The sequence below is a fragment of the Variibacter gotjawalensis genome (genome assembly GCF_002355335.1).
In the GTDB taxonomy this organism is placed as follows: Bacteria; Pseudomonadota; Alphaproteobacteria; order Rhizobiales; family Xanthobacteraceae; genus Variibacter; species Variibacter gotjawalensis.
Window position 1 is genome coordinate 1,747,318 of the sequence record NZ_AP014946.1, and the last position, 24,589, is coordinate 1,771,906.

Consider the following 24,589-nt stretch of genomic DNA (forward strand, 5'->3'; position numbering starts at 1 on the left):
GGAAACGAGGGGCGAGAATCGATTGGCCGGGCGAAAAGCGCTCGTCACCGGCGGCGCGCGCGGGCTTGGCAAAGCCGCAGCCGAAGCGTTGGCGAAAGCCGGCGCCGATGTGATGATCTCGGACATTCTCACCGACCTCGGCCGCGACACCGCGGCGGAGATCGCACGGATCGGCGTCAAGGCATCGTTCGTCGCACACGACGTGACGGACGATGCAGCGTGGGAGAAAGCCGCCGCTGCAACAGTCGCCGAACTCGGCGGCTTCGACATTCTCATCAACAACGCGGGCATCATCGTCGCCTCGCCGCTGATCGACATGAAGGCCGACGACATTCGCCGCCTCAACGACGTGAACATTCTCGGCGTCGCGCTCGGCATCAAGCATGCGTTCCGCTCTATGCGCCCAGGTGGTGCCGCTGGCAAAGGCGGCGCCGTCGTCAATCTCTCTTCACTCGCCGCGCTGACGGCGCCCGCGATGGTCGGCGTCTACGCGGCGACGAAATCGGCGGTCGATCGGTTGACGCGTGTCGGCGCCGTCGAGTCCGGGCGCTTCGGCTACGGCGTTCGTGTCAATTGCGTTTATCCGAGCCTGATCCAGACCGACATGGGCCGCAATCTCGCGCAGGATTACGCGACGCTCGGCCTGTTCAAGGACAAAGAAGCGGCTCTCGCATCGAGCGCCGGCCGCTCGCATATCGGCGGCCTTGCCGAACCTCGCGATGTCGCCAATGCGATCGTCTTTCTGTGTTCGGACGAGGCGCGCTTCATCACCGGGTCCGGCATTCCGGTGGAGGGCGGCGCGGGAACGTGAACGGCCGCGGGTTTGCCCGCGCGACTCCAGCCTCTATATACGGCCCCGGGACCATGACATTGCGCGCCATATGAAGCGCGCTCGGGGGCGAGCTGGTGGCTGCAGAAACGGGCTTTGGAATTGAGACGGCGGTCGCGCTGTTGGGTGCGGGCGTTGTCGCCGTGCCGATTTTTCGCAAAGCAGGTCTCGGCTCCGTGCTCGGCTATCTCGCGGCCGGGCTTGCCATCGGTCCATTCGGGCTGCGTGTCGTCTCCGATCCGCTGACGCTATTGCATGTCGGCGAACTCGGCGTCGTGCTGTTTCTCTTCGTCATCGGCCTCGAGATGCGGCCATCGAAGCTATGGAATCTGCGCGGCGAGATTTTCGGTCTCGGCGTCGCGCAGGTGGTGACGTGCAGCCTGCTGCTCACCGGCCTCGCGCATTATGTCTTCGGCCTATCGTGGGCGATCGCGGCGGTCGGCGCCGCCGGTTTCGTTCTGTCGTCGACTGCCGTGATCATGCAGATGCTCGACGAAACCAACGAGCTTAGCGAACCATCCGGCCAGCGCGCCGTTTCGATCCTTCTCCTCGAAGATCTCGCCATCGTGCCGCTGCTTGCCGCCGTCGCCGTATGGGCGGCGCTGAACGGCAAGGCGGACGCAAACGCGATGCCGGTGTGGCAGAGCGTCGGTCTCGCCGGCGTCACGGTCGCGCTCGTCATTGCGGCGGGGCGCTGGCTGCTCGATCCATTCTTCGCGCTGCTGGCACGCGCGGGTGCGCGCGAAGTCATGACGGCGGCGGCGTTGCTGGTGGTTCTCGGCACGGCCGTCTTGATGCAGCGTGGCGGCCTCTCGATGGCGATGGGCGCATTCCTCGCCGGCGTGCTGCTGTCGGAGTCGACGTTCCGGCACCAGCTCGAGGTCGACATCGAGCCGTTTCGCGGCATTCTGCTGGGACTGTTCTTCATCAGCGTCGGCATGGCGCTTGATCTGTCGGTCGTCGTCAACGAGTGGAAGCTCGTCATCGCTGGCGTTCTCTCGTTCATGATCGTCAAGGCGCTCGGCATCTTCGGTGTCGCGCGCCTCTTCGGCGCGACGAACGATGAATCGCTGCGGCGCTCCGCGCTGTTCGCGCAAGGCGGCGAGTTCGCCTTCGTGCTGTACGCCTCCGCGCTCGCGGTAGGCATGATCGATCAGCGTAACGCCGCGGTGCTCTCCGCCATCGTCATTCTCTCCATGGCGCTGACGCCGCTGGTGCTCATCGCGGAACGCAAGCTCGTCAAGCCGCCGGCGCCGTCGATGGACGGCATAGACCGCGCCGACGGCCTCAAGGGTCGCGTGCTCGTGATCGGCTTCGGACGCTTCGCGCAGATCGCCGCGCAGGCGTTGCTGACGCAGAAGGTCGAGGTCTCGCTCATCGAAACCGACGTCGAGATGATCAGGGCCGCCGGGCGCTTCGGCTTCAAAGTGCATTACGGCGACGGCACGCGGCTCGACGTGCTGCGTGCCTCAGGCGCGGAGACGGCCGAGGCCATTCTCGTCTGCGTCGACAAGCCGGACGCGGCCGATCACATCGTCGAACTCGTGCGCGCGGAATTCCCGCACGCCAAGCTGTTCGTCCGCGCTTTCGATCGCGGACATTCGCTGCGCCTCATCAAGGCCGGCGTCGAATTCCAGGTGCGCGAGACCTTCGAGTCCGCGCTTACTTTCGGCCGCACGGTGCTGACGCAGCTCGGTGTGACGGAAGAGGAAGCCGACGACATTGTCGCCGACGTTCGCCGCCGCGACGAGGAGCGTCTCGAACTTCAAGTCGTCAGCGGCATCGAAGCCGGCCGATCGCTCATCCGCGGCAATATGCCGACGCCGGTGCCGGAGCCCTTCGTCAAGCCGCGCGTCGACGCATCGAAGGCGTCGCCGGATGCTGCGCTCGCGGCCGCTTCGGACAGCTGACCAGCGCCGCCAAAATAAGCACGACAACAACTCGCTCTCATTGTTAATTTCGACGTGGCCGCTTGAATTAAAAGCGGTCCTTTAATTGCTGCATCTATTTCGAAGTTCAAATTTGTGAGTGAGACATGTTCACATCGAGACAGTTTCGTTTCGTGGCGACGCTCGCCGCGACCTGCACAGCGTTAACGGCGGCCGCAGCCGCGCAAGAGACCGACACCGGCCATTGGAAGATTCAAAGCGTTGCGGCACGGCCTTCCGACCAGCCCTTCAACGTCGCGTTTCTCGAAGGCGATGGATGGAACGACGGCAGGCGGGCGCGCCTCGCGGTTTACTGCCCGACCGGCCAATTCGGTCGCGGCGCTACCATCTCGATGGTGCTCGGCAAGAATGTCTACCGTGATCGGGTCTGGGTCCGCTATTCGGTCGACAACAATCGCAGCGTCCTCCAGGACATTCGGCTTGCCGGTTTCCGCGCCGTCGTGTTGTCAGGCAAGCGCTTCGAGGAAGAACTGGCGCAAGGCAAAACGCTGAATGTCGAACTCGGCATTCCGGGCGAAGCGACGCTGCGATACGCGTTTGACATCGCAGGCAGCGGAAACATGATGAGCGCGCTCGATTGCGCCGGCAGCCAGAGCGCACAAGAAACGACCGCTACGGTGCCCGACGCCGCGCTGAAATCGCGAAAGCGCTGATAATTGCGGCAACGGCAACTCTTTCGGAAACCATCGGGCGCGCCGCGCATTAGCGGCTCGCCGGGTGACCCGAGGGAGAAATGACCGAACAAGCCAGCCAAACGTCGCGCCTCGGCGCAGAAGATTTTCGCATTCCGTCGATCCTGCTCACCGGCGCGGTCGACTACGACATGTATCGCGCCTTTCGCCAGCAGATCGATGGCTCTGAGGGGAAGCTCGTCATCATCGAGCTATCGACGCTCGGCGGCGATCCGGAAGTCGCGCGCATGATGGGCGAAGACATTCGCTTCCTCACAGAGATGTCGCCGGACCGCCGCTTCGTGTTTCTCGGCAAAGCCGCGATCTATTCCGCCGGCACGACATTCATGAGCTTCTTTGCGCGCGAGAACCGCTACCTGACGCGCGGCACGCGCCTGATGGTGCACGAGCGCAAGATGCTCAAGACAGTCTCGATCAGTGGGCCGCTGACGACATGCCTCGCTACCGTGAAGGCGTTGCTCAATGAGCTCGAAAGCTCGATCGATATCCAGAACGAGGGCTTCGCCAACTTAGTTCAGGGGACCAATGTCACGCTCGACGACGTTATCGAGAAAGCGACGTCCGATTGGTACATCGAAGCCAACGAAGCGGTGTCGCTCGGCCTCGTCGAAGCAGTCATCTAGCGAATCGGCATCAGCGAGCACGATCCCATGGCGACGAGGTGCGACGGCTTACAAGCTGATCGAAGGCGGCATCGATTCTCTTGGTGACGGCGGCGCGGGGCTCAACGAAGCTTAAGTGGCTTCGGTCTCCGGCCTGATCTCGACATACTTGCCGGAGTCAGCAAGCGCCGCCGCCAGTTCGGTCGCGCTATGCAGTGCGAAATCGTAGCTGCTGAAGCTGCCGTGGATCCGAGACTCTTGCGACACGATCCAGTCGTCGCTCATTCCGCGCCGCACCGAGATGACGATGAGATCTGACGACATTGTCCCTTAGAGTCGTCGATAGGGTGCTTAAAGTCTTCACCCATTTGAGGCATGCGCGAGTTTTAAAGTTGCGCGACAACCATTCCGTTACGGACGATTCGGCGCTGGGAGGCGCCTTGGCGATGACGGGAATGTGTGCGCAAGCACGGAAAGCCTGGGACAAAGCCGCGATCGTGCCAGGGCTCGATGAAGACCTTTGGCGTATGGCCATTTGCGGTCAGCCGGTGTCGCGCGACGCATTTCAGTCCGCTGATTCAGATTGCGGCTGGCGTATTGCCGGATCGCACATCATTGCTCTCGCGCCGCTCGGAAGCAGGAAGCACGTCGAGCCGGTTCTCCGGCTCGCACTCGCAAGCTAGCCCTCAAGCGCCTTCGCCTTTTCGAGCCACGACGCTGCCTCGCGCAACAAGCGCGCTTTTTCCAACACGCTTTCGGTGCCGTCGGCCTGAAGCATGAGGTCGCGCGCCTTCTGCCGGCATTCCTCGGCCGTCATTTTGCCGGCAGGCGTCGGGAAGCGCACGACGTTACCTTTGTCGTTATCGTCTGAAATCATTTCGAAACTCGCCCGTCGTCACCCCAACTGTGTCTCTACGCTTCCAACGCGAAACAGTTTCGCGCGCATAGCGTCCCCGTGATGGGAACAGACTTGCTTGACAAGCGTCATACTCATCACAGCGGAGTATTATTGATGCAGCCCTCTCGGGATGGTGACGACCGCGACAACACAATCCAAGAGTATGTGCGAGAGGCGGAACGCTGCGAGCTTTACGCAAGCCGTGCCGATCCTGGAGATCGCCAAGTGTGGCTCGACCTCGCAGATCGATGGCGCGCGTTAGCGGCAACATTCCGTAAATAGGTACGGAGCTAAGCCTCGGCTGGCCGATGAGTTCCAAACATGAGGAACTTTTCATGTAACCAACAAGTTAGGCGGGTGTCCAAACGCCGGACACCGCGATACCATCGTTCTCCGGCATAAGGAAATAACAAAAAGGCATCGAGGTCCGTCTGCGTGTCCACGACCACAACTGAACAAAACGCCGCCGCGCGAGACGCCGAAGCCAGATACCGTTTCCTCTTCGATGCAATCGACGAGGGATTCTGCGTCATCGAGTTTTTCGATGGACCGCACGGACCGCTGAGCGATTACCGACACATCGAAGCCAACGCGGCATACGCTCGGCATGCCGGCATCCCGAATGTCGTCGGCCAGAATGTGCGCGAGATGGTGCCGGGCGAAGCCGATGGATGGGTCGAACTTTACGGCGGTGTTCTGCGCACCGGCGAGCCAATCCGCTTTCAGCGCGAACTTGTCGCAACAGGGCGCCATCTCGAATTATCGGCGCTGCGCATCGAGCCGCCGAGCCTCAAACAAGTCGCTGTCCTCTTCCAAGACATCACGGCGCGCAAATCGGCAGAACTTGCGCTCGAGAAACTGAACGCAACGCTCGAGGACGAAGTCGAGAAACGTTCGCGCGATTTGCTGAGCGCCGAAGAAGCGTTGCGCCAGGCGCAGAAGATGGAAGCTGTCGGCCAGCTGACCGGTGGCCTCGCGCATGACTTCAACAATCTGCTCGCGGGCATTTCCGGCAATCTCGAATTGCTGCTGAAGCGGGTCTCGCAGGGCCGGGTTCACGAAATCGAACGCTACGCGATCGCAGCGCAAGGCGCGGTGCGCCGCGCCACAGCGCTCACGCATCGCTTGCTCGCCTTCTCGCGACGGCAGACGCTCGATCCGAAGCTCACGGACATCAATCGGCTTGTCTCCGGCATGGGCGATTTGGTCCGCCGCACGATGGGACCGGGAATCGAGATCGAAGTTGTCACAGCAGCGGGTCTGTGGACGACGCTGGTCGATGCCAATCAACTCGAGAATGCGCTGCTCAATCTCTGCATCAACGCGCGCGACGCGATGCCGGACGGCGGCAAGCTCACAATCGAGACTGCAAATCGCTGGCTCGACGAGCGTGCGGCGCGCGAGCGCGATCTCCCGCCCGGGCAATACATATCGTTGTGTGTTTCCGATAACGGCACCGGCATGACGCAAGAGACTGCATCGCGCGCGTTCGAACCGTTCTTCACGACGAAGCCGACCGGCCAAGGCACAGGCCTCGGCCTCAGCATGATATACGGTTTCGTGCGGCAAACAGGCGGCACCGTGCGCATCTATTCGGAAGACGGACAGGGCACGATGGTGTGTCTCTATCTGCCGCGCAAGCACGGCGATCCTGTTACTGCGGACGAGATGATGCCGGCGGTAATCGAGCGATCATCGTCGAATGCGGAACACACCGTGCTCGTTGTCGATGACGAACCCACCGTGCGCATGATGATCGTCGAGGTGTTGGAAGAACTCGGCTTTGCGGCGATCGAGGCGGCGGATGGCCCTGCGGGTCTGAAGATCTTGCAGTCAGACACGCGGATCGATCTGCTGATCACAGACGTCGGGCTGCCCGGCGGCATCAACGGCCGTCAGATGGCGGATGCCGCGCGCGTCTCGCGGCCTGATCTCACGGTGCTGTTCATTACCGGCTATGCCGAAAATGCGGTCGTCGGTCACGGTCATCTCGAACCCGGGATGCACGTGATGACGAAACCCTTCCCGCTCGATTTTCTCGGCGCCCGCGTTCAGCAGCTGATCAAAGCGGCTAATGAGGCGGCTCAAAGCTGAGTTCGATTTTGGCTTGCTCGGTTGAGCTGGTTTGCTGCGCTACTTGTCGTTCGCCGAATTCAAATCTTCGACGTCGATGCCTTCTTCCGCCGGCTTCTTCCTGTCGCGCTCGAGTTTGCCGGCATCCTGATTGAGCAACTCCGCTTCACGCCGCAGCTTGTGAGCGAGCTCGTCGTCCGGCGCTTGCTCGGCCATGTCGGTCGCTTTGTTTGCAAGTTTGCGCTTCACGGAAACGGAGCCATCGGCGGTCATGGGTATGAGCCTTCTCGTTTCAAAACCTAAGCCCGATCCTACCGGGGTGGTTCCAACGAACAGTCGTCGCATGCGACAGACGAAGGCTTCAAACGCGTGTTACGGTATGTCAGTATGAATGCGAACCCGCCTAGATAGGAGCTCATCATGCGCCGCTTTGCCTTGCTTGCCACGACCGCCGCTGCACTTCTCATTTCAGCGGCCGGCGCGCAGGCGCAACAGCCGGTCCAGGCCGGCGTGCTCGAATGCCGTGGCGGCGCCAGCATCGGCTTCATCATCGGCTCGGTAACGAACCTCGCATGCGTGATGCGCTCGCCCGGTCTGCCCGACGATTTCTACGTTGCGACGGTGAATAAGGTCGGCCTCGATATCGGCATCACGGAGCAGACGGCGCTCGCCTGGGCCGTCTTCGCGCCGGTGAATCAGCTGCGTCCGGGCGATTTGTCCGGCCAGTATGCCGGCATCCAAGGCAGCGCGTCGTGGGGAGCAGGGCTTGGCGCCAACGTGCTGGTCGGCGGCTCGAACAACACGGTCGCGCTGCAGCCCGCGAGCATCCAGGGCCAGGTCGGCCTCTCGATTGCGGCCGGCCTCGAAACGCTCACGCTGCGCCCTGGCCGCTAGCCTCTGGAAAAGTCTGGAAGTTTGGTAGCGGAGGAGGGATTTGAACCCCCGACCCCAGGATTATGATTCCCGTGCTCTAACCAACTGAGCTACCCCGCCAACCGGCGCGGCGGCCCATTGGGCCGCGGCGACCCGCGATATAAGCGGGAACGGCCGCCAAGGCAACGCTTTATCGAGGCTCAAATCGCCGTCTTGAACGCGTCCGTCACCTTCGGGCCGACCGAGAAGCGGATCAGCGCGAAAAGCCCGAGCGGCGGCATCGTCCGGCGTTCCACCAGCGTGATATGCGGCCGGTTTTCGTACCAGGACGAGATGCGTTCCCACGGAAATTCAGGCCGCCAGCCGAGATGCTGGGTCTGCCGGCCGAGCCAGCGCTCGAAGCTGGCGCGCGGACCGCTATCCGCCGAGATGTGGTTGAGGAGCACGATCTCGCCGCCCGGCTTCACGACGCGCGCGAGCTCGTCGAGCGCGCCCATCGGGTCCGGCACCGTCGTGATGACGTACGGCGCGATCACGGCGTCGAAGCTCGCATCCGCTACCGCGAGGCGCTGCGCATCCATCACGCAGAGCCCGGTCACTTGTTTGAGCTGCTTGCTCGCGACGCGCTCCTGCGCTTTGCGCAGCATCGGCTCGGAGAGGTCGACGCCGACAATCTCGTGGTTCGGGCCGAAATAGGGGAGTTCGAGGCCGGTGCCGACGCCGACATCGAGGATGCGGCGTCCGGCTTTCGCCGCGGCCGCGACGGCGGCGCGGCGGCCCGTATCCATGATGCGGTTGAAGACGATGTCGTAGACGGGAGCCCACCGCGCATACGCGCGTTCGACAGCCTTGTGGTCGAGATCAGCCCCCAATGTTCCCCCCGCCTTGTTGTTGCCGCAGCATTTTCAAGTGAAGTGGACACCGGTTCACGTCAAGAAAATGCGACCACTTAAGAAACTTAGAGCCCCGCTTTGATTCTATCAAAGCGGAATTGGCTCTAAGGGACGGAAAGCGCGGCGGCGCTCGTCCGTTCCCTGACCTGTGCGGCCGACGTCTGCGCGATAAAACCACCGCCGAGTACACGCGCGCGTCCGTCGGCGCTATCGTAGAACACGCAGGCCTGGCCTGGCGAGACACCGTCTTCGCCGTCGGCGAGTTCGACCTCGATCACATTGCCGGACTGCATCAGCCACGCCGGTGCGGGCGGCCGCGTCGAGCGGACGCGCACATGCACATCGAGCGGGCCATTGGCGAGCGCATTGTCGAGCGTGCCGTTGCCGATCCAGTTGACGTCGCGCAGGCGCATGCGACGCGTGCGGAGTGCCGCGCGCGGGCCGACGATGACACGGCGCGCATCGGCGTCGAGCTTGACGACATAGAGCGGCTCGGCGCTCGCGATGCCGAGACCGCGCCGCTGGCCGATGGTGAAATGGATGATGCCGCGATGCTGGCCGAGCACGCGGCCTTCGAGATCGACGATCTCGCCGGGAGCGGCCGCATTCGGCTTCAATCGCTCGATCACGTCCGTGTAGCGGCCGCTCGGCACGAAGCAGATGTCTTGGCTGTCCGGCTTGTCCGCGACATCGAGGCCATGCTCGCGCGCGATCGCACGCGTCTCGGCCTTCGTCATGCCCCCGAGCGGGAAGCGCGTGTAACCCAGTTGCTCCGGCGTCGTCGCGAACAGGAAGTAGCTCTGATCTCGGTCGCTCTCGAGCGCGCGATAAAGCGCGAAGCTTCCGTCGTCCTGGCGGCGGCTCTCGACATAATGGCCGGTCGCCAGCGCATCGGCGCCGAGATCTTGCGCGGTCTTGAGGAGGTCGTGGAACTTCACCGACTGATTGCAGGCAACGCACGGCACCGGCGTCTCGCCCGCGACGTAAGCGTCCGCGAAGCGATCGATCACGCTTTCCTTGAAGCGCTGCTCGTAGTCGAGAACGTAATGCGGAATGCCGATGCGCGCCGCGACGTTGCGCGCGTCATGCACATCTTGGCCGGCGCAGCACGCACCCTTGCGGTGAACGGCTTCGCCATGATCGTACAGCTGCAACGTGACGCCGACGACATCGTAGCGCGCGGCCTTCAGCAAAGCGGCAACGACCGACGAGTCGACACCGCCCGACATGGCGACGACGACCCGCGTATCTTCCGGGCGACCCTTGAGTGCGAGACTGTTCAGCATTCTCAACCTAGGCCCCTGGGGGCCGTCATTTCGTGACGCAAGATATCTGCAGCGCCGCTTTACTACAGGAGCGCCATCGCCGCATCAAATGGGCATTAACGATGCGCCGCGCCAGCGTAGCAGTTTGGAATCGTTCGCGCTTTCAACGCACGGGTAGAGTAGGAATCAGGCTGATCCGCCGTCGCAGGGTAAAAAGAGCGTTAACGCGCTGCCAATCTTGGCAAATTGCGGCAAGGTCGCGGCGAAAATCATCAAACTGATGCATTTACGCACACCGCTTAGGTAAATTTTAAACCGCGATCCGTATCTTGGCCTCAGGTTTCGTGTGTAACCGTGAGTACCAAGCAATGAACGAGGCCATGCGCCCGAGAGTTAAGTACGTCATCGGGCCGGACGGAAGTCCATTGACGATCGCTGATTTGCCTGCGCCGGGAACGAAGCGCTGGGTCATTCGGCGTAAGGCCGAGGTGGTTGCCGCCGTTCGCGGTGGTTTGCTGTCGCTTGAAGAAGCGTGCAGCCGCTATACGCTGACCGTCGAAGAGTTTCTCTCTTGGCAGTATTCGATCGATCAGCACGGCTTGGCTGGCCTGCGCACGACGCGAATCCAACACTACCGTCAGTAGGATTAGCGTAACGATTGTTACCTAGTCGTTAACGAAGCGCCGGTCACCGCCGGCGCTTTTTACTTTTGCGGCGTACCGGTGGGGCAGGTTCGGCCTCTGGCGTGCGCGACATTGCGCGATAGTCGCGCGAGCAAACGCCGCCGACGCCATTGATCGTCGCCAAGCACTGTTGAAACGTGCTGAACCCGCAATTGTAAATGTACGGCTCGTAGTGCGCGCACCATTGCGCCCGCGCGTCATTGGGCGACGTCATCAGCAGCGGCAGCGCGAGCAGCGCGGCAAATTTCAGCTTCATCTCACCTCCCGATCGGCGGCTTCGGACTGACGTTGTTGATGCGCGCAACATGCTCGCGGATCTCCGGCATGATCTGCGGGAGGAGAGCGCGGACTTGCGCTCGCGTCATCCCGGGCTCGACACGCTGGTGATAGAGAATGTTCAAAATATACTGATCGTAGACGCCGAAGAATCCCATCTGCACGTTGTCGTTAAACATCGTCCACGGCACCGACGAGTCGTCGCGGATCGGCCCGAGCGCCTGCAGCAATTCCTCATAGGCGCAATCGTAGAAGATGAAGTCGCCCGCATCCGACACCAGGATCACGTCCGAATTCGTGATGCGGAAGAGATCGTCCTTGCGGAAACCAGATAGACACTGCGGTTCGAGCGAGCGCACGATCTTGCGGCCGCGCGGGCCGTAAAGCTTCATCACGGTCTTGGCGAGATCGCGATCGCGTACGAGGCGCACGATGAAGTTCGCGTTCTCGCGCCGCTCCGTGATCGCGATGTCGATGTTGGCGATGCGCGCCTGAATGTCGGCGACGACTTTCGCAACCTCTTCGGTGCGATCCGGCTTCGCGTTGTTCTCGACGAAGATGCGTACCGGTTTCACATATTTCCGGATGCGATCGACCGGCCCGCCGAAGCCCATCTCGGCGCCGAATGCGACTTTGAAGAAGCCGTTAGCGATCTCGGCGTCCGAAAACGTCTTGCGCTCTTTCGCGCGGCGCGCGCTGATCTCGCGCACCTCCGCCTGCGCCGTCGGCAGTAACGGTAACGAGAACGCGACGAGCACGAGCAGCGCCGCCAGACGTGACAATCGCATCACGACAAACCGTCGCCCGTCTGCCGCGATCCGCGGGCTTGCAGCATGCGGATGCGCTCGGCTAACCCGCCGCGATTCTTCGCATCTTGTGCGAGCAGATCGCCGAGCGGACCTTGCTGTCCTTCCATCATCGCGGTGAGGCGAACGACTTCGGCCGCGACATCGTTGATGCTGTTGCGAATGGCGTCGTTCTCGGCGCGCTCGGGCACCTGCGGCGCTGCGGCGGCGCCATTGCGCGGCTGGCTCGCGAGCTCCTGCAACGCTCCCGCGCGATCGGCGCGCGCGCGTTGCAACTGACCTTCAAGCATCGCCTTCTCGGCGCGCAGATGTTCGTTCGCGGCGCGGTGACGTTGATCGATCGCCGCAAGCTCTTGGCGGAGATCTTCCTGAATGCGGCGCGATCCATCCGCTTCACCCCGCAGCTGATCGCGTTCGCGTTTGAGATCGGCGAGCGCCTGCGTCGTCGCGGCCTGCTGAGCCTTCTCGCGGCCTTGCTCCTGCTCGCGTGCGGCAGCGCGATTTTGTGCTTCCGACACTTGACCCTGCAGGGTCGCGATCTGCGTGCGCAGCGCGACGATTTCGATCTGCTGGCTGTCGGCCGCCATCGAGCGCTCGGCGAATTCGCGGCCGAGTTTGCCCATCTGTGTTTCGTGCTCGCCGAGCTTCTGCTCCATCGCTGCGATCAGCGTCGCGCGTTCCGCAATGCCACGTTCGGCGTCCGCCAATTTAGTGCGCAACTCCTGCTCGCGTGTCTCGGCACCGGTGAGCTGAGCCGCCGTCTGTTCGAGCTCTTGTTTGATCTGGTTGATCTGGATCGTCTTCTTGCCGACCTCGGCGAGCTGCTGCGTCGTCTTCGCGCGCAGATTTTCCATATTGGCTTCGAGTCGATGCGACGAGACCGCGAATTCGGCGCGCAGTTGATCCTTCTCGGCCTGCACTTCGCCGATCGACTGCGGGATCGCGGCCTCGACCCGGCGGCGCGTCAGCCGGACGGCGCGCGCGTGCACGAGCGGGAGGACGATCAATGCGAGCAGGCTGGCGACCAGGAAGCCGAGCCCGATATACATGCCTGGCTCGATCATGCGCTTTCAGCGGTCCTCTTCGCGGCCTTGGCCTTGTCGGCCAGCCCACCTTGCCATGCCGGATCGGGCCGTTAAAGCACAAGCCCGGATTATCCTAAATCCCGCCGGGTCGCCGCCAAAAGCAAAACGCCCGGATCTGGGCCCGGGCGCTTCGTGACGAAATTGCGTGAAATCAGAACGGGTTCCAGGTCGCCTGCGGCGTGAACTTGAGGTAGCCGACATTGACGCCGAGGCGGGCGCCGACACCCGAGCGGATCGGTACGAGCACGATGTTGTTAGCTGCCAGAACCGTCATGCCGAGGCCGCCGACGATGTAGGCCGAGCCGTCGACGCCGCCGAAGCGCTGATAGACAGCTTCGGTCGCCGGAAGGTTGTAGACCAGCATCATCGTGCGATCGCCGTCGCCGCCGGCATCCCAGCCGATCGACGGGCCCTGCCAGAAGACGCGAAGATCGCCGGCATTCTTCGTGTAAAGCGTGCCCTCGCCGTAGCGCAGGCCGCCGATGAAGGCGCCGCCGCCTTCCTGGCCGAGGATGTAACCGTTCGGCAGGCCCCACTGGCTGACCGCGCGCTCGACGACGGTGGCTAGGCCGCGCGAGATCGAGCCGAAGAACTTATGGCCCGCATCCATGATCTCGTTCGACGAGTACTGCGCGGGAGGATTGCGCGCCTCGGACAGGTGCGTGAGGCCCGCAAGCGCCAGCACGACCAACAAAATTCGCCCTATGAGGCCCATCAGAAATCCCCTTTGTGTCGCCCGCGCCCGGCGGCGCCCGCAAAAAATGCTTCGCGGGAATCAAAGCGCACTATGGTGAAGAATATGTTGCCAAGGCGGCGCAAAAGCCGGGGTGCGGCTAGGCGGCGCAGAGATTTGCTGCTGCTGCCAGGTCACCAACTGCAACGAACGAGGGGATGAGGAATCCGCCCGCCGCATCGCCGTAAGGGATGCGGCTGCCGTCCGGACGGACAACACAGCCGCCCGCCGCTTTCAGCACCGCATGGCCGGCCGCGACGTCCCATTCGCGCGTCGGTGCAAGCCGCGGGTAGAGGTCCGCGGCACCCTCCGCGACGCGGCAGAACTTCACGGCGGAGCCGCATTCGGTCTGCGCGATGCCGGGCAGGCGTTCGAGCAGCGCGACGCTGGCCGGATCGAGATGCGAGCGGCTGACCAATGCCATCGCGCCGGCCGCCGGCCATGAGCGGACGCGGATCTCGGCCGCATTCGACCCATCGAGCGAAAGCCGTTCGGCCCGTCCCGGGCGGCCGCGCCAGGCGAGACCGAGCGCCGGCGCCGTGACGACGCCGAGCGTCGGCTCGCCGTCGACGATCAGCGAGATGTTGACTGTGTATTCGTTGCGACCCGCGATGAATTCGCGCGTCCCGTCGAGCGGGTCGACCATGAAGAACGGCCCGGTCGGCGCGGGCGTTTCGGCCGTCGCGCTCTCCTCGGAAACGATCGCAATACTCGGCGAGATTGCGCGCAGGCCCTGCACAATCACGGCTTCGGCGGCTTCGTCCGCCTCGGTTACCGGCGACGCGTCCGCTTTGGTGCGCGTTTTCGGCGCCGCGATGGCGAGGATCGCGGCCGAGGCCTGCGCCGCTATCGTCGTCATCGCCTCGAGCAGACGCGCGGCTTCGGCATCGTTCAAATTCAAGCTCATGCTCATTGTCTAGTCGCAGGCCGATCCACAAGTCTACCGGCTCAGGCTTTTGGCTAGCCTTGGCAGATTTGCGAGGCGCGGTGTATCACAGCCGCCAATTCGCTAGTGGCCGATTCGGCCGTCGTTTTCGGAGAATTCTTGATGGCCGCTCCCGTCGTGCTCGAAAGCCTCGATCTCGCGGCCTTGCTCTGCTCCCGCATCTGCCACGACCTGATCAGCCCGGTCGGCGCGGTGGTCAACGGCATGGAAGTGCTGGAGGAGACGAACGACGAAGGCACCAAGCAGTTCGCGCTCGATCTCATCAAAAGCAGCGCCAATCAGGCCTCGAACGCACTCAAGTTCTGCCGCATCGCGTTTGGCGCGGCCGGTTCCGCCGGTGCCGAGATCGACCTCGGCGATGCCGAGAGCGTCGCGCGCGGCTTCTTCGAGAACGACAAGACCAAGCTCTCCTGGAACTTGACCCGCATCTACATGCCGAAGAACCGGGTCAAGCTGTTGCTCAACCTCATTCTTCTTGCCAACGGCATGATCCCGCGCGGCGGCACCATCAAGGTGGACCCGATCGGCGAGGGTCCCAGCCAAGGCTTCCGTATCGCGGTGGCGGGTTCGCATTCCAAGGTGAATGTGCATGCTCAGCACCTCCTGGCCGGCGAATCCGATGAGCCGATCTCGGCTCACGCGGTCCAGCCCTTCTACGCCGGCCTCCTGCTCAAGTCGTGCGGACTTACCGCAACGATCGAACAGCAAGACGACGCAATCGTCGTGACAGCCTCGTAAGCGGCCAACAGCAGCCGTTTTCCGCCTATCCAGGCAACGAATCCTAAAGGTTCACAAGCGACACTGATCGTTCCTGGCGCGGCGCGGGATGCGCGCGCGCGCCCATAGGTCGGTGAATGGAAGACCTGCTGCACGAGTTCCTGATCGAGACCAACGAAAGTCTCGATACCGTTGACCGTCAGTTGGTCCGCCTCGAAAGCGAACCGACCAACGCCGACGTGCTCGCGAACATCTTCCGCCTCGTCCACACGATCAAAGGCACCTGCGGTTTCATCGGCCTGCCGCGTCTCGAAAAACTCGCGCATGCGGCCGAGACGTTGATGAGCCGCTTCCGCTCCGGCGCCGCCGTGACGCCGGAAGCCGTGTCGTTGATTTTGCACGCGGTCGACAAGATCAAAGAAATTCTCGCCGCGCTCGAAGCCGAGCAGCGCGAACCCGAAGGCTCCGACGGCTCGCTCATCGAGCGCCTCGAAAAAATGGCGGCGGGCCAAACCGTGCCCCCGCGGCAGACCGTCGAGTCGATGCCGTTGCCGAGCGAGACGCAGTCGCGTGAAGCCGCGTCACGCGACAATGCGGCTGAGCTGAATGATGCCAGCACGCGCTCGACGTTGCGCGTCAACGTCGAGACGCTCGAACGTTTGATGACGATCACGTCCGAGCTCGTGCTGACTCGCAATCAGCTGCTCGAAGTCTCGCGCCAGGGCAACGAAGCCGACATCAAAAATTCGCTGCAGCGCCTGTCGCTCGTCACCAGCGAGTTGCAGGACGGCGTCATGCAGACGCGCATGCAGCCGATCGGCAACGCGTGGCAGAAGTTGCCGCGCATCGTGCGCGATCTTGCGACCGAACTCGGCAAGGAAATCGAGCTGCAGATGTTCGGCGGCGAGACCGAACTCGATCGCCAAGTGCTCGAACTCATCCGCGATCCGCTGACACATCTCGTCCGCAACGCTGCCGACCACGGCCTCGAGCGTACCGCCGAGCGTGTGTCGAAGGGCAAGCTCGCGCGCGGCCTCATCCGAATTTCGGCGCGCCACGAAGGCGGCCACATCCTCATCGAACTCGCCGACGATGGTCGCGGGCTCAACACCGAGCGCATCCTGGCGAAAGCGATCGCGATCGAACTCGTCACGCCGTCTGCCGCCCAGCGCATGACCGAAAATCAGATCCACGATCTGATCTTCACGGCAGGCTTCTCGACGCGATCCGGCGCAACGAACATTTCGGGCCGCGGCATCGGCCTCGATGTCGTGCGCACCAACGTCGATCAAATCGGCGGCTCGGTGGAAGTGAAATCGGTGCCGGGCGCCGGCGTCTGCTTCACGCTGAAAATACCGCTGACGCTTGCGATCGTGCAGGCGCTCATCGTCGGTGCCGGCGGACAACGCTACGCGATCCCGGAACTTGCCGTCATCGAGTTGCTGCGCGCGCGGTCGGGCGTCAAGAAGGGCATCGACAAGATCACCGGTCAGCCGCTGATCCGCCTGCGCGGAAAGCTGCTCCCGTTCGTGCATCTGAGCGCACTCGCGTCCGAGCCGGAAAATCCAGCCGAGATCGACAAGGGCTATGTCGTCGTCGTCCAGACGGGCGGACGCCGCTTTGGCATCGTTGTCGACAATGTTTTTCAAGCCGAAGAGATCGTCGTCAAACCGCTGGCGAGTTTGCTGCGCGCGACGCGTGCCTTCTCGGGCAACACGATTATGGGCGACGGTAGCGTCATCCTCATCGTTGATCCGTCGGGGCTGAGCGAAGTGCTTTCGCTCGGCAGCGCCGCGGTCGCTTACGCCGATGACATCATCCCGACCGCCGAAGCGCCTCCGTTCACCGCACTGCTGTTGTTCCGTGCCGGTGGCGCCGGGCAGAAGGCGGTGCCTCTCGCATCGATCACGCGCATCGAGGAGGTCGACAACGCGAAGATCGAACCGGCCGATGGGCGCGAACTCTTCCGCTTCAACGAGCGCTTGATTCCGGTGGTGCGTTATCCGGGTTCTGAACAAAAGCGCGCCGACAAATATCCGGTCCTTGTCTTCAGCGAGGGTAATCGCGCGGTGGCGCTCGTCGTCGACGAGATTCTCGATGTCGTCAACGAGCCGCTTGCGGTTGAAATTCTCGGCGAGAAGCCGGGGGTGATCGGCACCGCGATGGTGCGCGGGCGCGCGACCGAAATCGTCGATGTCGCGGGCTTCTTGCCGGCCGGCTTGCGTCCGGCCGCCGTCTCGCCGAGTGACCTGCGGGTCCTTCTGGTCGACGACGCGCCTTTCTTCCGCAACATGCTGCCGCCCGTGCTCGAAGTTGCAGGCTTCCGCGTGGTCTCGGCCGCGAGCGTCAGCGAAGCGCAGGCCGCGCTCGAGGCGACTTCATTCGACGTGATCGTGTCCGATCTCGAAATGCCGGGCACCGACGGCTTCGCCTTCGCGCAAGCCTTGCGCGATAATCCGCGCTATTCGGCGATCCCGCTTATCGCTCTGTCGTCGCACGCAACCCCCGCGTTGCTCGATCAGATCCACGAAGCAGGCTTTGCGTCCTTCGTTCCGAAATTCGATCGGCCGGGATTGATCGCTGCGATCCGCAGCGTCGCGACGAACCTGCACAAGGCTGCATGATGAGCGTATCAGCACACATCGCCGAGCAGTTCGTCACCGGGACCATCGGCAAACAATCCTTCGCACTGCCGATCGTGCATGTGCGCGACGTGTTCGTGCCGGAGCGTATCACACCAGTGCCGCGCGCGCCGCGCGGCGTCGCCGGTGTGCTCAATCTGCGCGGCCATATTCTGACGGCGATCGATCTCAGAACGCAGCTTGGCGCGCGCGATAACACTGCGCCGCCGATGGCGATCGGCGTCGAGTACGCCAACGAATCTTACGGCTTCCTGGTCGATAGCGTCGATGATGTCATCGCGCTCAAAGCCGACGAACGCGAAAGCGTTCCAGGCAATCTCGATCCGGCAGTCTCTCGCATCGCGGCCGGCGTTCACGAACGGGATCAGCGTCTGCTGATCTTGCTCGATGTCGACCGCATCCTCGAAACAACAAGAAACGGAAACTAAAACCATGGACAACATTGCGGACCGGGACGTCGCCCCGCAACAAAAAGCACGGAGTTCCCTGATGGACAGAACTTGTTTGGTCGTCGACGATTCGAGCGTGATCCGAAAGGTCGCGCGGCGAATTCTCGAAAGCATGGATTTTCGCATCGTCGAGGCCGAAAATGGTCAGCAAGCGCTCGATCAGGTTCGCCGCGAGATGCCGGCCGCGATCTTGCTCGATTGGAACATGCCGGTGATGGACGGCTATGAGTTCCTGAAAGCATTGCGCAAGCTGCACGACGGCGACAAGCCTAAGGTCGTTTTCTGCACGACCGAGAACGACGTGGTGCACATCGCGCGCGCGCTGCATGCCGGCGCCGACGAATACATCATGAAGCCGTTCGACAAGGAAATCGTCGCGGCGAAGTTCCAGGAAGCCGGCTTGATCTAACTTTCGGCGCGAATGCCATGATCACTCAGGCTGACTTCGCTTATCTGCGCGATTTTCTGCACGCGCATTCCGGCGTTGTGGTTTCGGACCGCCGCGAGTATCTGCTCGCGGCGCGGCTGCTGCCGCTTGCGCGCCGCGAAGGCCTCGATGGCCTCAGCGCGCTGGTCTCCGCATTGCGCCGCGAACCGCATGGCGTGGTTGGCCGAGATGTCGTCGACGCGATGACGACGGGAGAAACGTCCTTCTTCCGCGATCGCACGCCGTTCGACGACTTTCGTGATCGTGTGCTGCCTGAGCTGATCGCCGCCCGTTCGTCGACACGCACGCTGCGCATCTGGAGCGCCGCCTGTTCGACCGGTCAGGAGCCATACTCACTCGCGTTGATGTTCCGCGACATGGGCCGCAAGCTCGATGGCTGGACGATCGAAATCCTCGCGACCGATCTCGTGGCCCGATCGCTCGAATACGCGAAGCGTGGGATTTACTCGCAGTTCGAGGTCCAGCGCGGCCTCCCGATCCTGCATCTGTTGAAATACTTCACCCGCGCCGGCGAGGATTGGCAGATCGTGCCCGAGATTCGCCGCATGGTGCGCTTCGATCAAGGCAACCTGCTGCGCGACTTTTCCAAGCTCGGCACGTTCGATGTCGTGCTGTGCCGCAACGTCATGATCTATTTCGATCCGTTGACGAAGGCCGACGTCATGCAGCGCCTTGCGCGCGTCGTGCGGCCCGATGGTGCGCTGCTGCTCGGCGGTGCCGAAACGACGATCGGGCTGACGCAGGCCTTCGCACAGCATCCGGCGTCACGGTCGTTCTTCCGGCCGACAACGAAAATCGAAGCGCCGCGGCTTCGCCTCGTCCACGGATAATTACTTCTTCGCGCTCGGGCAGGGCGCTCCGCACGGCGCGCACGCTCCGGCGAAATCCTGCGGCGATGTTGCACGCCCGGCCGCGGACGGGCTGAGCAGATGGTCGCCGACGACGGCGGCGAAACCCGCGATGAGCACGATGGCGTAGACGATCCGCATCGTTACACCTTCGGCAGATCGAAAAAGGGCCGCAGGCGAATGCCGATCGCGGAGCCCGCCAGCGCAACGCCGAACCAGACCCAGCCGTGCAGCGAACCCGACGCGATCCCGCCGACGAAAGCGCCGATGTTGCAGCCGAAGCCGAGCCGCGCGCCGACGCCCAGCAAAAGTCCACCGATCGCAGCGCCGAGCAATGAGCGTCCGCTCGGCCATGCGCGTTTCGCAAACGGCGCCGCCCATGCGGCCGCCGCGATGGCGCCGAAGATCATGCCGAAATCCGTCAGGCTCGACGTGTCGGTCAGCAGCGAATCCTTGAGCGCCTTTGCAGGGCCCGGCCACTGCCAGAATGCCCAGGTTGAGAAATCGATGCCGAAGATTTGCGCGATCTTGGCGCCCCAGACGGCGAATGCAAACGTTACGCTCCACGGGTGACGCGCAACGAGGAACAGCGCGACCGAGAGAACACCGATTGCGACCGCCGCGATGATCTGCGTCCGCGTCGGCCGGAAGCTGGCGCCACGCGCCTGCGCGATTTTCACCGCCGCAAAACCCGCGAGCGCGAGGGAAGCGAGCGTCACGGCAAGCCCAGCCCAAGGCCCGAGCAGGTTAGCCGCGATGATCGGGTCGGCCCCGCCGAGATCGAGCAGCGGCGGCAGCCAAGCGGTGCCGATCACGCTACCGATGATGAAGGACGCGAGCCCGACGATCATACGGCCGGAGCCGCCACCCATCGCATACAGCGTGCCGGAGCCGCACGCATTCGCGAGCTGCATTCCGACGCCGAAGATGAAAGCGCCGATGATGAGCGACGGGCCGAGCGGAGCGATCGCGCCGCCGTAACCCGGCACGAGTGCAGCGACCGGGACGATCACGAGCGCCGCAATGCTGATCAGCAGGAACGACGCGAGCAATCCGCCCGTCTCGCCGAGCACGAGAAAGCGCCGCCACGCCGCCGTGAAACCGAACTCTGCTTTCAGAAAAATGATGCCGAGCGCGAAGCCGAGAATGATCAGCGCTGCCGAGCCGATCGCGCCTTCGAGCAACACGAGACCGCATAGAAGCGCTGTCGCGAGGATTGCCGCGGTCAAAAAAGGCCAATCCCGCACGGTTGACGCCGTGCGGGATTGGAGCGCGTCAACCGGGAGGGGACCGGCCGCCGCGGAACTCGTTTTGCTCATGAACCGATTCTCAGCATTTTCTTGATGTCGTCGAGGCGCGTGCGCGACGACTCGATCGGGCGCGACGGGTCCTTCGACCATTCGACCATCGATCCATCATACAGCGCGACGTTCTGACGGCCGAGAACTTCCGACAGCACGAACCAGTTCGTCGCCGCCCAATGTCCCGTGTTGCAATAGCTGACGACTTGGCCATCCGCGACCGGCGCAAAAGCCTTCGCGAGTTCTTCGCGCGATTTCAGCTTCGTCGAGCCCGGCGCAAAAGCTGCGTCGTGCGGCAGGCTCTGCGCGCCCGGAAGATGTCCGTAGGCTTGCGCCGCATCGTGCTTCTGCTTGCCGGCGTAAAATTCCGGCGGGCGCGCATCAAGCAGCACCGCGTCGGTCGTGCCGACGAGCTTCTTCACGCGGTCGATATTGGCATGCAGCTCGGGGCGCAGCGTCGCTTCGAAGATCGCGGGCGCAACCTGCGGCGACTTGCCCTTCTGCGTCAGGTAGCCGGCCTTCACCCAGGCGGCCTGGCCGCCGTCGAGGATCGAGATGTTATCGTGGCCGTAAACCTTCAGTGTCCAGTAGACGCGGGCGGCCGCGCCGAATTCGTTGTTGTCCTCACCGCCCCAAATGATGACGACGTGTTTCGTCTCGTCGATGCCAAGGCTGCCTGCGAGATTCTCGATCGCCATCTTGCCCGGCAGCAGGCCAGGCACGCCGTCGCGCTTCTGGCGCCAGCCGGCTTGGAAATAGTCGGCGTGCTGCGCGCCCGGAATATGCGCCTCTTCGTATGCGTTCTTCTGGCCGCCCGGCTCAACCGCGCGGATATCGACCAGCACGATATTGGGGTCGGTCACGTGCTCGCGCAGCCACTGAGCCGACACGGTCGGCTCTGCCGCCAGGACGGCGGTAGCTGAGAGAAAAATCGCAACGGCTGCAGCAGCGAAACGGCGGAACATGGGAGCCCCTTGTCGGAAACAGGCCCCTAATGTAGAACAAACATGCTGTTTAGGGCAGGGATGCGTCGAAATAGCAAAGTTTCATTTCTGACACGTCATAGTTGTAGAATTTTCCTATCGCGACGCGGGAGAAAAGAGAATGGACGCGACGGACCGCAAGATCCTCGCCGTACTGCAGGCTGACGCCAGCCTCTCGGTCGCCGAAATCGGCAACCGGGTGGGGCTCTCAACCACACCGTGCTGGAAGCGCATTCAGCGCCTCGAGGCCGATGGCGTGATCACGCAGCGCGTCGCGCTCGTCGACCCCGAAAAGGTCGGTTGGGGCGTCACGGTCTTCGTCGCCATCGAGACCGGCGATCATTCGGGCGAGTGGCTGGAAAATTTCGCGACGTTGGTGTCGGCCATGCCGGAAGTCGTCGAATTTTGGCGCATGTCCGGCGACGTCGACTACATGCTCCGCGTCGTCGTACCGGACATCAAGTCTTATGATGCGTTCTATCGGAAACTCATCGCCGGCGCGAAGCTGAAGAACGTGACCTCACGCTTCGCGATGGAGCGGGTGAAGTTCACCACCGCACTCCCGATGACGGCGTAAGCCTGTAGCCCGGATGAGCGTGCTCGCGAAGCGAGACGCGACATCCGGGGAACGAGAACTTCGGCCCCGGATATCGCTCGGCTTTGCCTCGCTCATCCGGGCTACGCGAAGGCGATGCCTACTCCGGAACGACGCGCACCGCGCCCTTGTCGGCACTGGTCGCGAACGCAGCATACGAACGCAGGGCGGTCGTGACGTTGCGCTTGCGCTTCTCGGCCGGCTTCCAGCCGAGCTTGTCTTGCTCTTCGCGGCGCTTCTCGAGTTCGGCTTCGTCGACCGCGAGATGAATGACGCGGTTCGGAATGTCGATCTCGATACGATCGCCGTCGCGCACCAAACCGATCAAGCCGCCTTCGGCAGCTTCCGGCGAGATGTGGCCGATCGACAGACCCGAAGAGCCGCCCGAGAAGCGGCCATCAGTGACGAGCGCGCACGCTTTGCCGAGCCCCTTCGATTTAAGATAGCTCGTCGGATACAGCATCTCCTGCATGCCCGGGCCGCCGCGCGGCCCTTCGTAGCGGATCAGCACGATATCGCCCGGCTTGATCTTGTTGCCGAGGATCGCGTCGACCGACGAATCTTGGCTTTCGAAGATGCGTGCCGGACCCGAGAATTTCAGAATGCTCTCGTCGACGCCGGCCGTCTTCACGATGCAGCCGCGCTCCGCGAGATTGCCGAACAGCACGGCGAGACCGCCGTCCTTCGAGAATGGATGCGCGGCGTTGCGGATGACACCCTTCTCGCGATCGAGATCGAGTTCGTCCCAGCGACGGTTCTGGCTGAACGCCTCCTGTGTCGGGACGCCGCCAGGCGCGCCGCGGAAGAATTCGTGCACGGATTCGCTGTTCGTCTGCGTCACGTCCCAACGTTTCAGCGCGGCGCCGAGGCTTTCGGCATGCACCGACGGAACAGACGTGTCGATCAAGCCCGCGCGATCGAGTTCGCCCAGAATACCCATGATGCCGCCGGCGCGATGCACGTCTTCGACGTGAACATTGGCGATCGCCGGCGCGACCTTGCAGAGCACCGGCACCTTGCGCGAGAGCCGATCGATGTCCGCCATCGTGAAGCCGATTTCGCCTTCGAACGAAGCGGCGAGGAGGTGCAGAACCGTGTTGGTCGAGCCGCCCATCGCGATGTCGAGCGTCATCGCGTTTTCGAACGCTTTGAAGTTGGCGATCGAACGCGGCAGCACGCCGGCATCGTCCTGTTCGTAATAGCGGCGCGCGAGATCAACGATGAGATGACCGGCCTCGACGAACAGACGGCGGCGATCCGCGTGCGTCGCGAGCGTGGTGCCGTTGCCCGGCAGCGCGAGACCGAGCGCTTCCGTCAGACAGTTCATCGAATTCGCCGTGAACATGCCGGAGCACGAACCGCAGGTCGGGCAAGCCGAGCGTTCGATCACCTTCACGTCTTCATCCGAGACGCGATCGTCGGCCGCTGCGATCATCGCATCGATGAGATCGACCGATTTCTTGACGCCGCCGAGCACGACCTTGCCGGCCTCCATCGGGCCGCCGGAAACGAACACGGTCGGGATATTGAGCCGCATCGCTGCGAGCAGCATGCCGGGCGTGATCTTGTCGCAGTTCGAAATGCAGACCATCGCGTCCGCGCAATGCGCGTTGACCATGTACTCGGCTGCATCCGCGATCAGTTCGCGCGACGGCAGCGAGTAGAGCATGCCGTCGTGGCCCATCGCGATGCCGTCGTCGACCGCGATTGTGTTGAACTCCTTCGCGACGCCGCCGGCCGCTTCGATTTCGCGCGCGACGAGCTGGCCGAGATCTTTGAGGTGGACGTGGCCCGGCACGAACTGCGTGAACGAGTTCACCACCGCGATGATCGGCTTGCCGAAATCCGAGTCCTTCATGCCGGTGGCGCGCCAAAGGCCGCGCGCGCCCGCCATGTTGCGGCCGTGGGTGGTGGTACGTGAGCGATACTGCGGCATCGAATGTGTCCGTTGAGCTAAGTCAGGCTGGGGGTTATGGCCGACTTTTCCGGGCTTCTAAAGAGAT

At 63.1% G+C, this 24,589-nt stretch carries 27 protein-coding genes and 1 tRNA gene; 13 read left to right on the top strand and 15 right to left on the bottom strand.

Going from position 1 to position 24,589, the window contains the following annotated elements; all coding sequences use genetic code 11:
* Window positions 1–22 precede the first annotated feature (22 nt).
* The 4 genes from GJW30_RS08490 (at window position 23) to GJW30_RS08505 (ending at window position 4,093) form a co-directional block, all read left to right on the top strand.
* The gene (locus tag GJW30_RS08490; RefSeq protein WP_096354185.1) at window positions 23–811 is read left to right on the top strand and encodes an SDR family NAD(P)-dependent oxidoreductase; all 789 of its coding nucleotides are present in this window, start codon (window positions 23–25) and stop codon (window positions 809–811) included.
* A gap of 95 nt (window positions 812–906) precedes the next feature.
* Window positions 907–2,739 carry a monovalent cation:proton antiporter-2 (CPA2) family protein gene (locus GJW30_RS08495; RefSeq protein WP_096354188.1) on the top strand — a complete coding sequence of 611 codons (1,833 nt, stop codon included), beginning with the start codon at window positions 907–909 and terminating at the stop codon, window positions 2,737–2,739.
* A gap of 125 nt (window positions 2,740–2,864) precedes the next feature.
* Window positions 2,865–3,431: a hypothetical protein gene (locus GJW30_RS08500; RefSeq protein WP_096354191.1), complete on the top strand. Its 567-nt coding sequence runs from the start codon at window positions 2,865–2,867 to the stop codon at window positions 3,429–3,431.
* A gap of 80 nt (window positions 3,432–3,511) precedes the next feature.
* Entirely contained in the window at window positions 3,512–4,093 is a 582-nt protein-coding gene (locus tag GJW30_RS08505; protein WP_096354194.1) for a ClpP family protease, read from the top strand.
* A 111-nt stretch (window positions 4,094–4,204) separates the two neighbouring features.
* On the opposite strand, the gene GJW30_RS08510 is transcribed toward GJW30_RS08505, so the two are convergent.
* Together GJW30_RS08510 and GJW30_RS08520 are read right to left on the bottom strand one after the other, a co-directional pair.
* A complete protein-coding gene (locus GJW30_RS08510; protein WP_096354197.1) occupies window positions 4,205–4,396 on the bottom strand; it encodes a hypothetical protein in 192 nt (63 codons plus the stop codon).
* Window positions 4,397–4,751: 355 nt separating this feature from the next.
* Window positions 4,752–4,949: a hypothetical protein gene (locus tag GJW30_RS08520; RefSeq protein WP_096354203.1), complete on the bottom strand. Its 198-nt coding sequence runs from the start codon at window positions 4,947–4,949 to the stop codon at window positions 4,752–4,754.
* Between the two features lie 456 nt (window positions 4,950–5,405).
* On the opposite strand from GJW30_RS08520, the gene GJW30_RS08525 reads away from it, so the two are divergent.
* Complete coding sequence (locus tag GJW30_RS08525) at window positions 5,406–7,064, top strand: ATP-binding protein (RefSeq protein WP_096354206.1); 1,659 nt, start codon at window positions 5,406–5,408, stop codon at window positions 7,062–7,064.
* Window positions 7,065–7,103: 39 nt separating this feature from the next.
* On the opposite strand, the gene GJW30_RS08530 is transcribed toward GJW30_RS08525, so the two are convergent.
* Complete coding sequence (locus tag GJW30_RS08530; RefSeq protein WP_096354209.1) at window positions 7,104–7,316, bottom strand: hypothetical protein; 213 nt, start codon at window positions 7,314–7,316, stop codon at window positions 7,104–7,106.
* Between the two features lie 147 nt (window positions 7,317–7,463).
* Between GJW30_RS08530 and GJW30_RS08535 the strand changes: the two genes are divergently transcribed.
* Window positions 7,464–7,937, top strand: a complete 474-nt coding sequence (locus GJW30_RS08535) for a DUF992 domain-containing protein (protein ID WP_096354211.1) — start codon at window positions 7,464–7,466, stop codon at window positions 7,935–7,937.
* Window positions 7,938–7,959: 22 nt separating this feature from the next.
* Here GJW30_RS08535 and GJW30_RS08540 read toward each other — a convergent pair.
* The 3 genes from GJW30_RS08540 to mnmA form a co-directional block, all read right to left on the bottom strand.
* Window positions 7,960–8,036: transfer RNA gene (locus GJW30_RS08540), tRNA-Met, on the bottom strand.
* Between the two features lie 80 nt (window positions 8,037–8,116).
* Entirely contained in the window at window positions 8,117–8,788 is a 672-nt protein-coding gene (locus tag GJW30_RS08545) for a class I SAM-dependent methyltransferase (RefSeq protein ID WP_165391619.1), read from the bottom strand.
* A gap of 125 nt (window positions 8,789–8,913) precedes the next feature.
* Window positions 8,914–10,095, bottom strand: a complete 1,182-nt coding sequence (mnmA, locus tag GJW30_RS08550) for a tRNA 2-thiouridine(34) synthase MnmA (protein ID WP_096354214.1) — start codon at window positions 10,093–10,095, stop codon at window positions 8,914–8,916.
* 347 nt (window positions 10,096–10,442) lie between these two features.
* Here mnmA and sciP point away from each other — a divergent pair, with 347 nt between their 5' ends.
* Complete coding sequence (gene sciP / locus GJW30_RS08555) at window positions 10,443–10,718, top strand: CtrA inhibitor SciP (protein WP_096354217.1); 276 nt, start codon at window positions 10,443–10,445, stop codon at window positions 10,716–10,718.
* A gap of 43 nt (window positions 10,719–10,761) precedes the next feature.
* On the opposite strand, the gene GJW30_RS08560 is transcribed toward sciP, so the two are convergent.
* From GJW30_RS08560 to cysQ, 5 genes are all read right to left on the bottom strand, one after another.
* Window positions 10,762–11,013 (bottom strand): DUF3551 domain-containing protein, encoded by a 252-nt coding sequence (locus tag GJW30_RS08560; protein WP_096354220.1) that lies wholly within the window; start codon window positions 11,011–11,013, stop codon window positions 10,762–10,764.
* A gap of 1 nt (window position 11,014) precedes the next feature.
* A complete protein-coding gene (locus GJW30_RS08565; protein ID WP_096354222.1) occupies window positions 11,015–11,821 on the bottom strand; it encodes a DUF2927 domain-containing protein in 807 nt (268 codons plus the stop codon).
* The gene (locus tag GJW30_RS08570) at window positions 11,821–12,903 is read right to left on the bottom strand and encodes a coiled-coil domain-containing protein (protein ID WP_130364813.1); all 1,083 of its coding nucleotides are present in this window, start codon (window positions 12,901–12,903) and stop codon (window positions 11,821–11,823) included. Before GJW30_RS08570 ends, GJW30_RS08565 begins: the two co-directional genes overlap by 1 nt.
* 172 nt (window positions 12,904–13,075) lie before the next feature.
* A complete protein-coding gene (locus tag GJW30_RS08575) occupies window positions 13,076–13,639 on the bottom strand; it encodes a DUF1134 domain-containing protein (RefSeq protein WP_096354226.1) in 564 nt (187 codons plus the stop codon).
* A 118-nt stretch (window positions 13,640–13,757) separates the two neighbouring features.
* Window positions 13,758–14,564, bottom strand: a complete 807-nt coding sequence (gene cysQ / locus GJW30_RS08580) for a 3'(2'),5'-bisphosphate nucleotidase CysQ (RefSeq protein WP_245408694.1) — start codon at window positions 14,562–14,564, stop codon at window positions 13,758–13,760.
* Between the two features lie 141 nt (window positions 14,565–14,705).
* On the opposite strand from cysQ, the gene chpT reads away from it, so the two are divergent.
* From chpT to GJW30_RS08605, 5 genes are all read left to right on the top strand, one after another.
* Window positions 14,706–15,341 carry a histidine phosphotransferase ChpT gene (gene chpT, locus GJW30_RS08585; RefSeq protein ID WP_096358738.1) on the top strand — a complete coding sequence of 212 codons (636 nt, stop codon included), beginning with the start codon at window positions 14,706–14,708 and terminating at the stop codon, window positions 15,339–15,341.
* Window positions 15,342–15,457: 116 nt separating this feature from the next.
* Entirely contained in the window at window positions 15,458–17,944 is a 2,487-nt protein-coding gene (locus GJW30_RS08590) for a hybrid sensor histidine kinase/response regulator (protein ID WP_096354231.1), read from the top strand.
* Window positions 17,944–18,390 carry a chemotaxis protein CheW gene (locus GJW30_RS08595; RefSeq protein ID WP_245408695.1) on the top strand — a complete coding sequence of 149 codons (447 nt, stop codon included), beginning with the start codon at window positions 17,944–17,946 and terminating at the stop codon, window positions 18,388–18,390. The genes GJW30_RS08590 and GJW30_RS08595 overlap by 1 nt, the downstream gene beginning before the upstream one ends.
* A 61-nt stretch (window positions 18,391–18,451) precedes the next feature.
* On the top strand, window positions 18,452–18,820 hold the full coding sequence (locus tag GJW30_RS08600) for a response regulator (protein ID WP_096354237.1): 369 nt from the start codon (window positions 18,452–18,454) through the stop codon (window positions 18,818–18,820).
* Between the two features lie 17 nt (window positions 18,821–18,837).
* Complete coding sequence (locus GJW30_RS08605) at window positions 18,838–19,689, top strand: CheR family methyltransferase (protein ID WP_245408696.1); 852 nt, start codon at window positions 18,838–18,840, stop codon at window positions 19,687–19,689.
* On the opposite strand, the gene GJW30_RS22980 is transcribed toward GJW30_RS08605, so the two are convergent.
* From GJW30_RS22980 to GJW30_RS08615, 3 genes are all read right to left on the bottom strand, one after another.
* A complete protein-coding gene (locus GJW30_RS22980; protein ID WP_165391620.1) occupies window positions 19,690–19,848 on the bottom strand; it encodes a hypothetical protein in 159 nt (52 codons plus the stop codon).
* Between the two features lie 2 nt (window positions 19,849–19,850).
* On the bottom strand, window positions 19,851–20,936 hold the full coding sequence (locus GJW30_RS08610) for a YeeE/YedE family protein (protein WP_157746714.1): 1,086 nt from the start codon (window positions 20,934–20,936) through the stop codon (window positions 19,851–19,853).
* An 86-nt stretch (window positions 20,937–21,022) separates the two neighbouring features.
* Window positions 21,023–21,973, bottom strand: coding sequence for a sulfurtransferase (locus GJW30_RS08615; RefSeq protein ID WP_096354242.1), 951 nt, complete (start codon window positions 21,971–21,973; stop codon window positions 21,023–21,025).
* A gap of 139 nt (window positions 21,974–22,112) precedes the next feature.
* Between GJW30_RS08615 and GJW30_RS08620 the strand changes: the two genes are divergently transcribed.
* Window positions 22,113–22,568: an Lrp/AsnC family transcriptional regulator gene (locus tag GJW30_RS08620; RefSeq protein WP_096354245.1), complete on the top strand. Its 456-nt coding sequence runs from the start codon at window positions 22,113–22,115 to the stop codon at window positions 22,566–22,568.
* 118 nt (window positions 22,569–22,686) lie between these two features.
* Here GJW30_RS08620 and ilvD read toward each other — a convergent pair whose 3' ends face one another.
* The gene (gene ilvD / locus GJW30_RS08625) at window positions 22,687–24,522 is read right to left on the bottom strand and encodes a dihydroxy-acid dehydratase (RefSeq protein ID WP_096354248.1); all 1,836 of its coding nucleotides are present in this window, start codon (window positions 24,520–24,522) and stop codon (window positions 22,687–22,689) included.
* Window positions 24,523–24,589 lie beyond the last annotated feature (67 nt).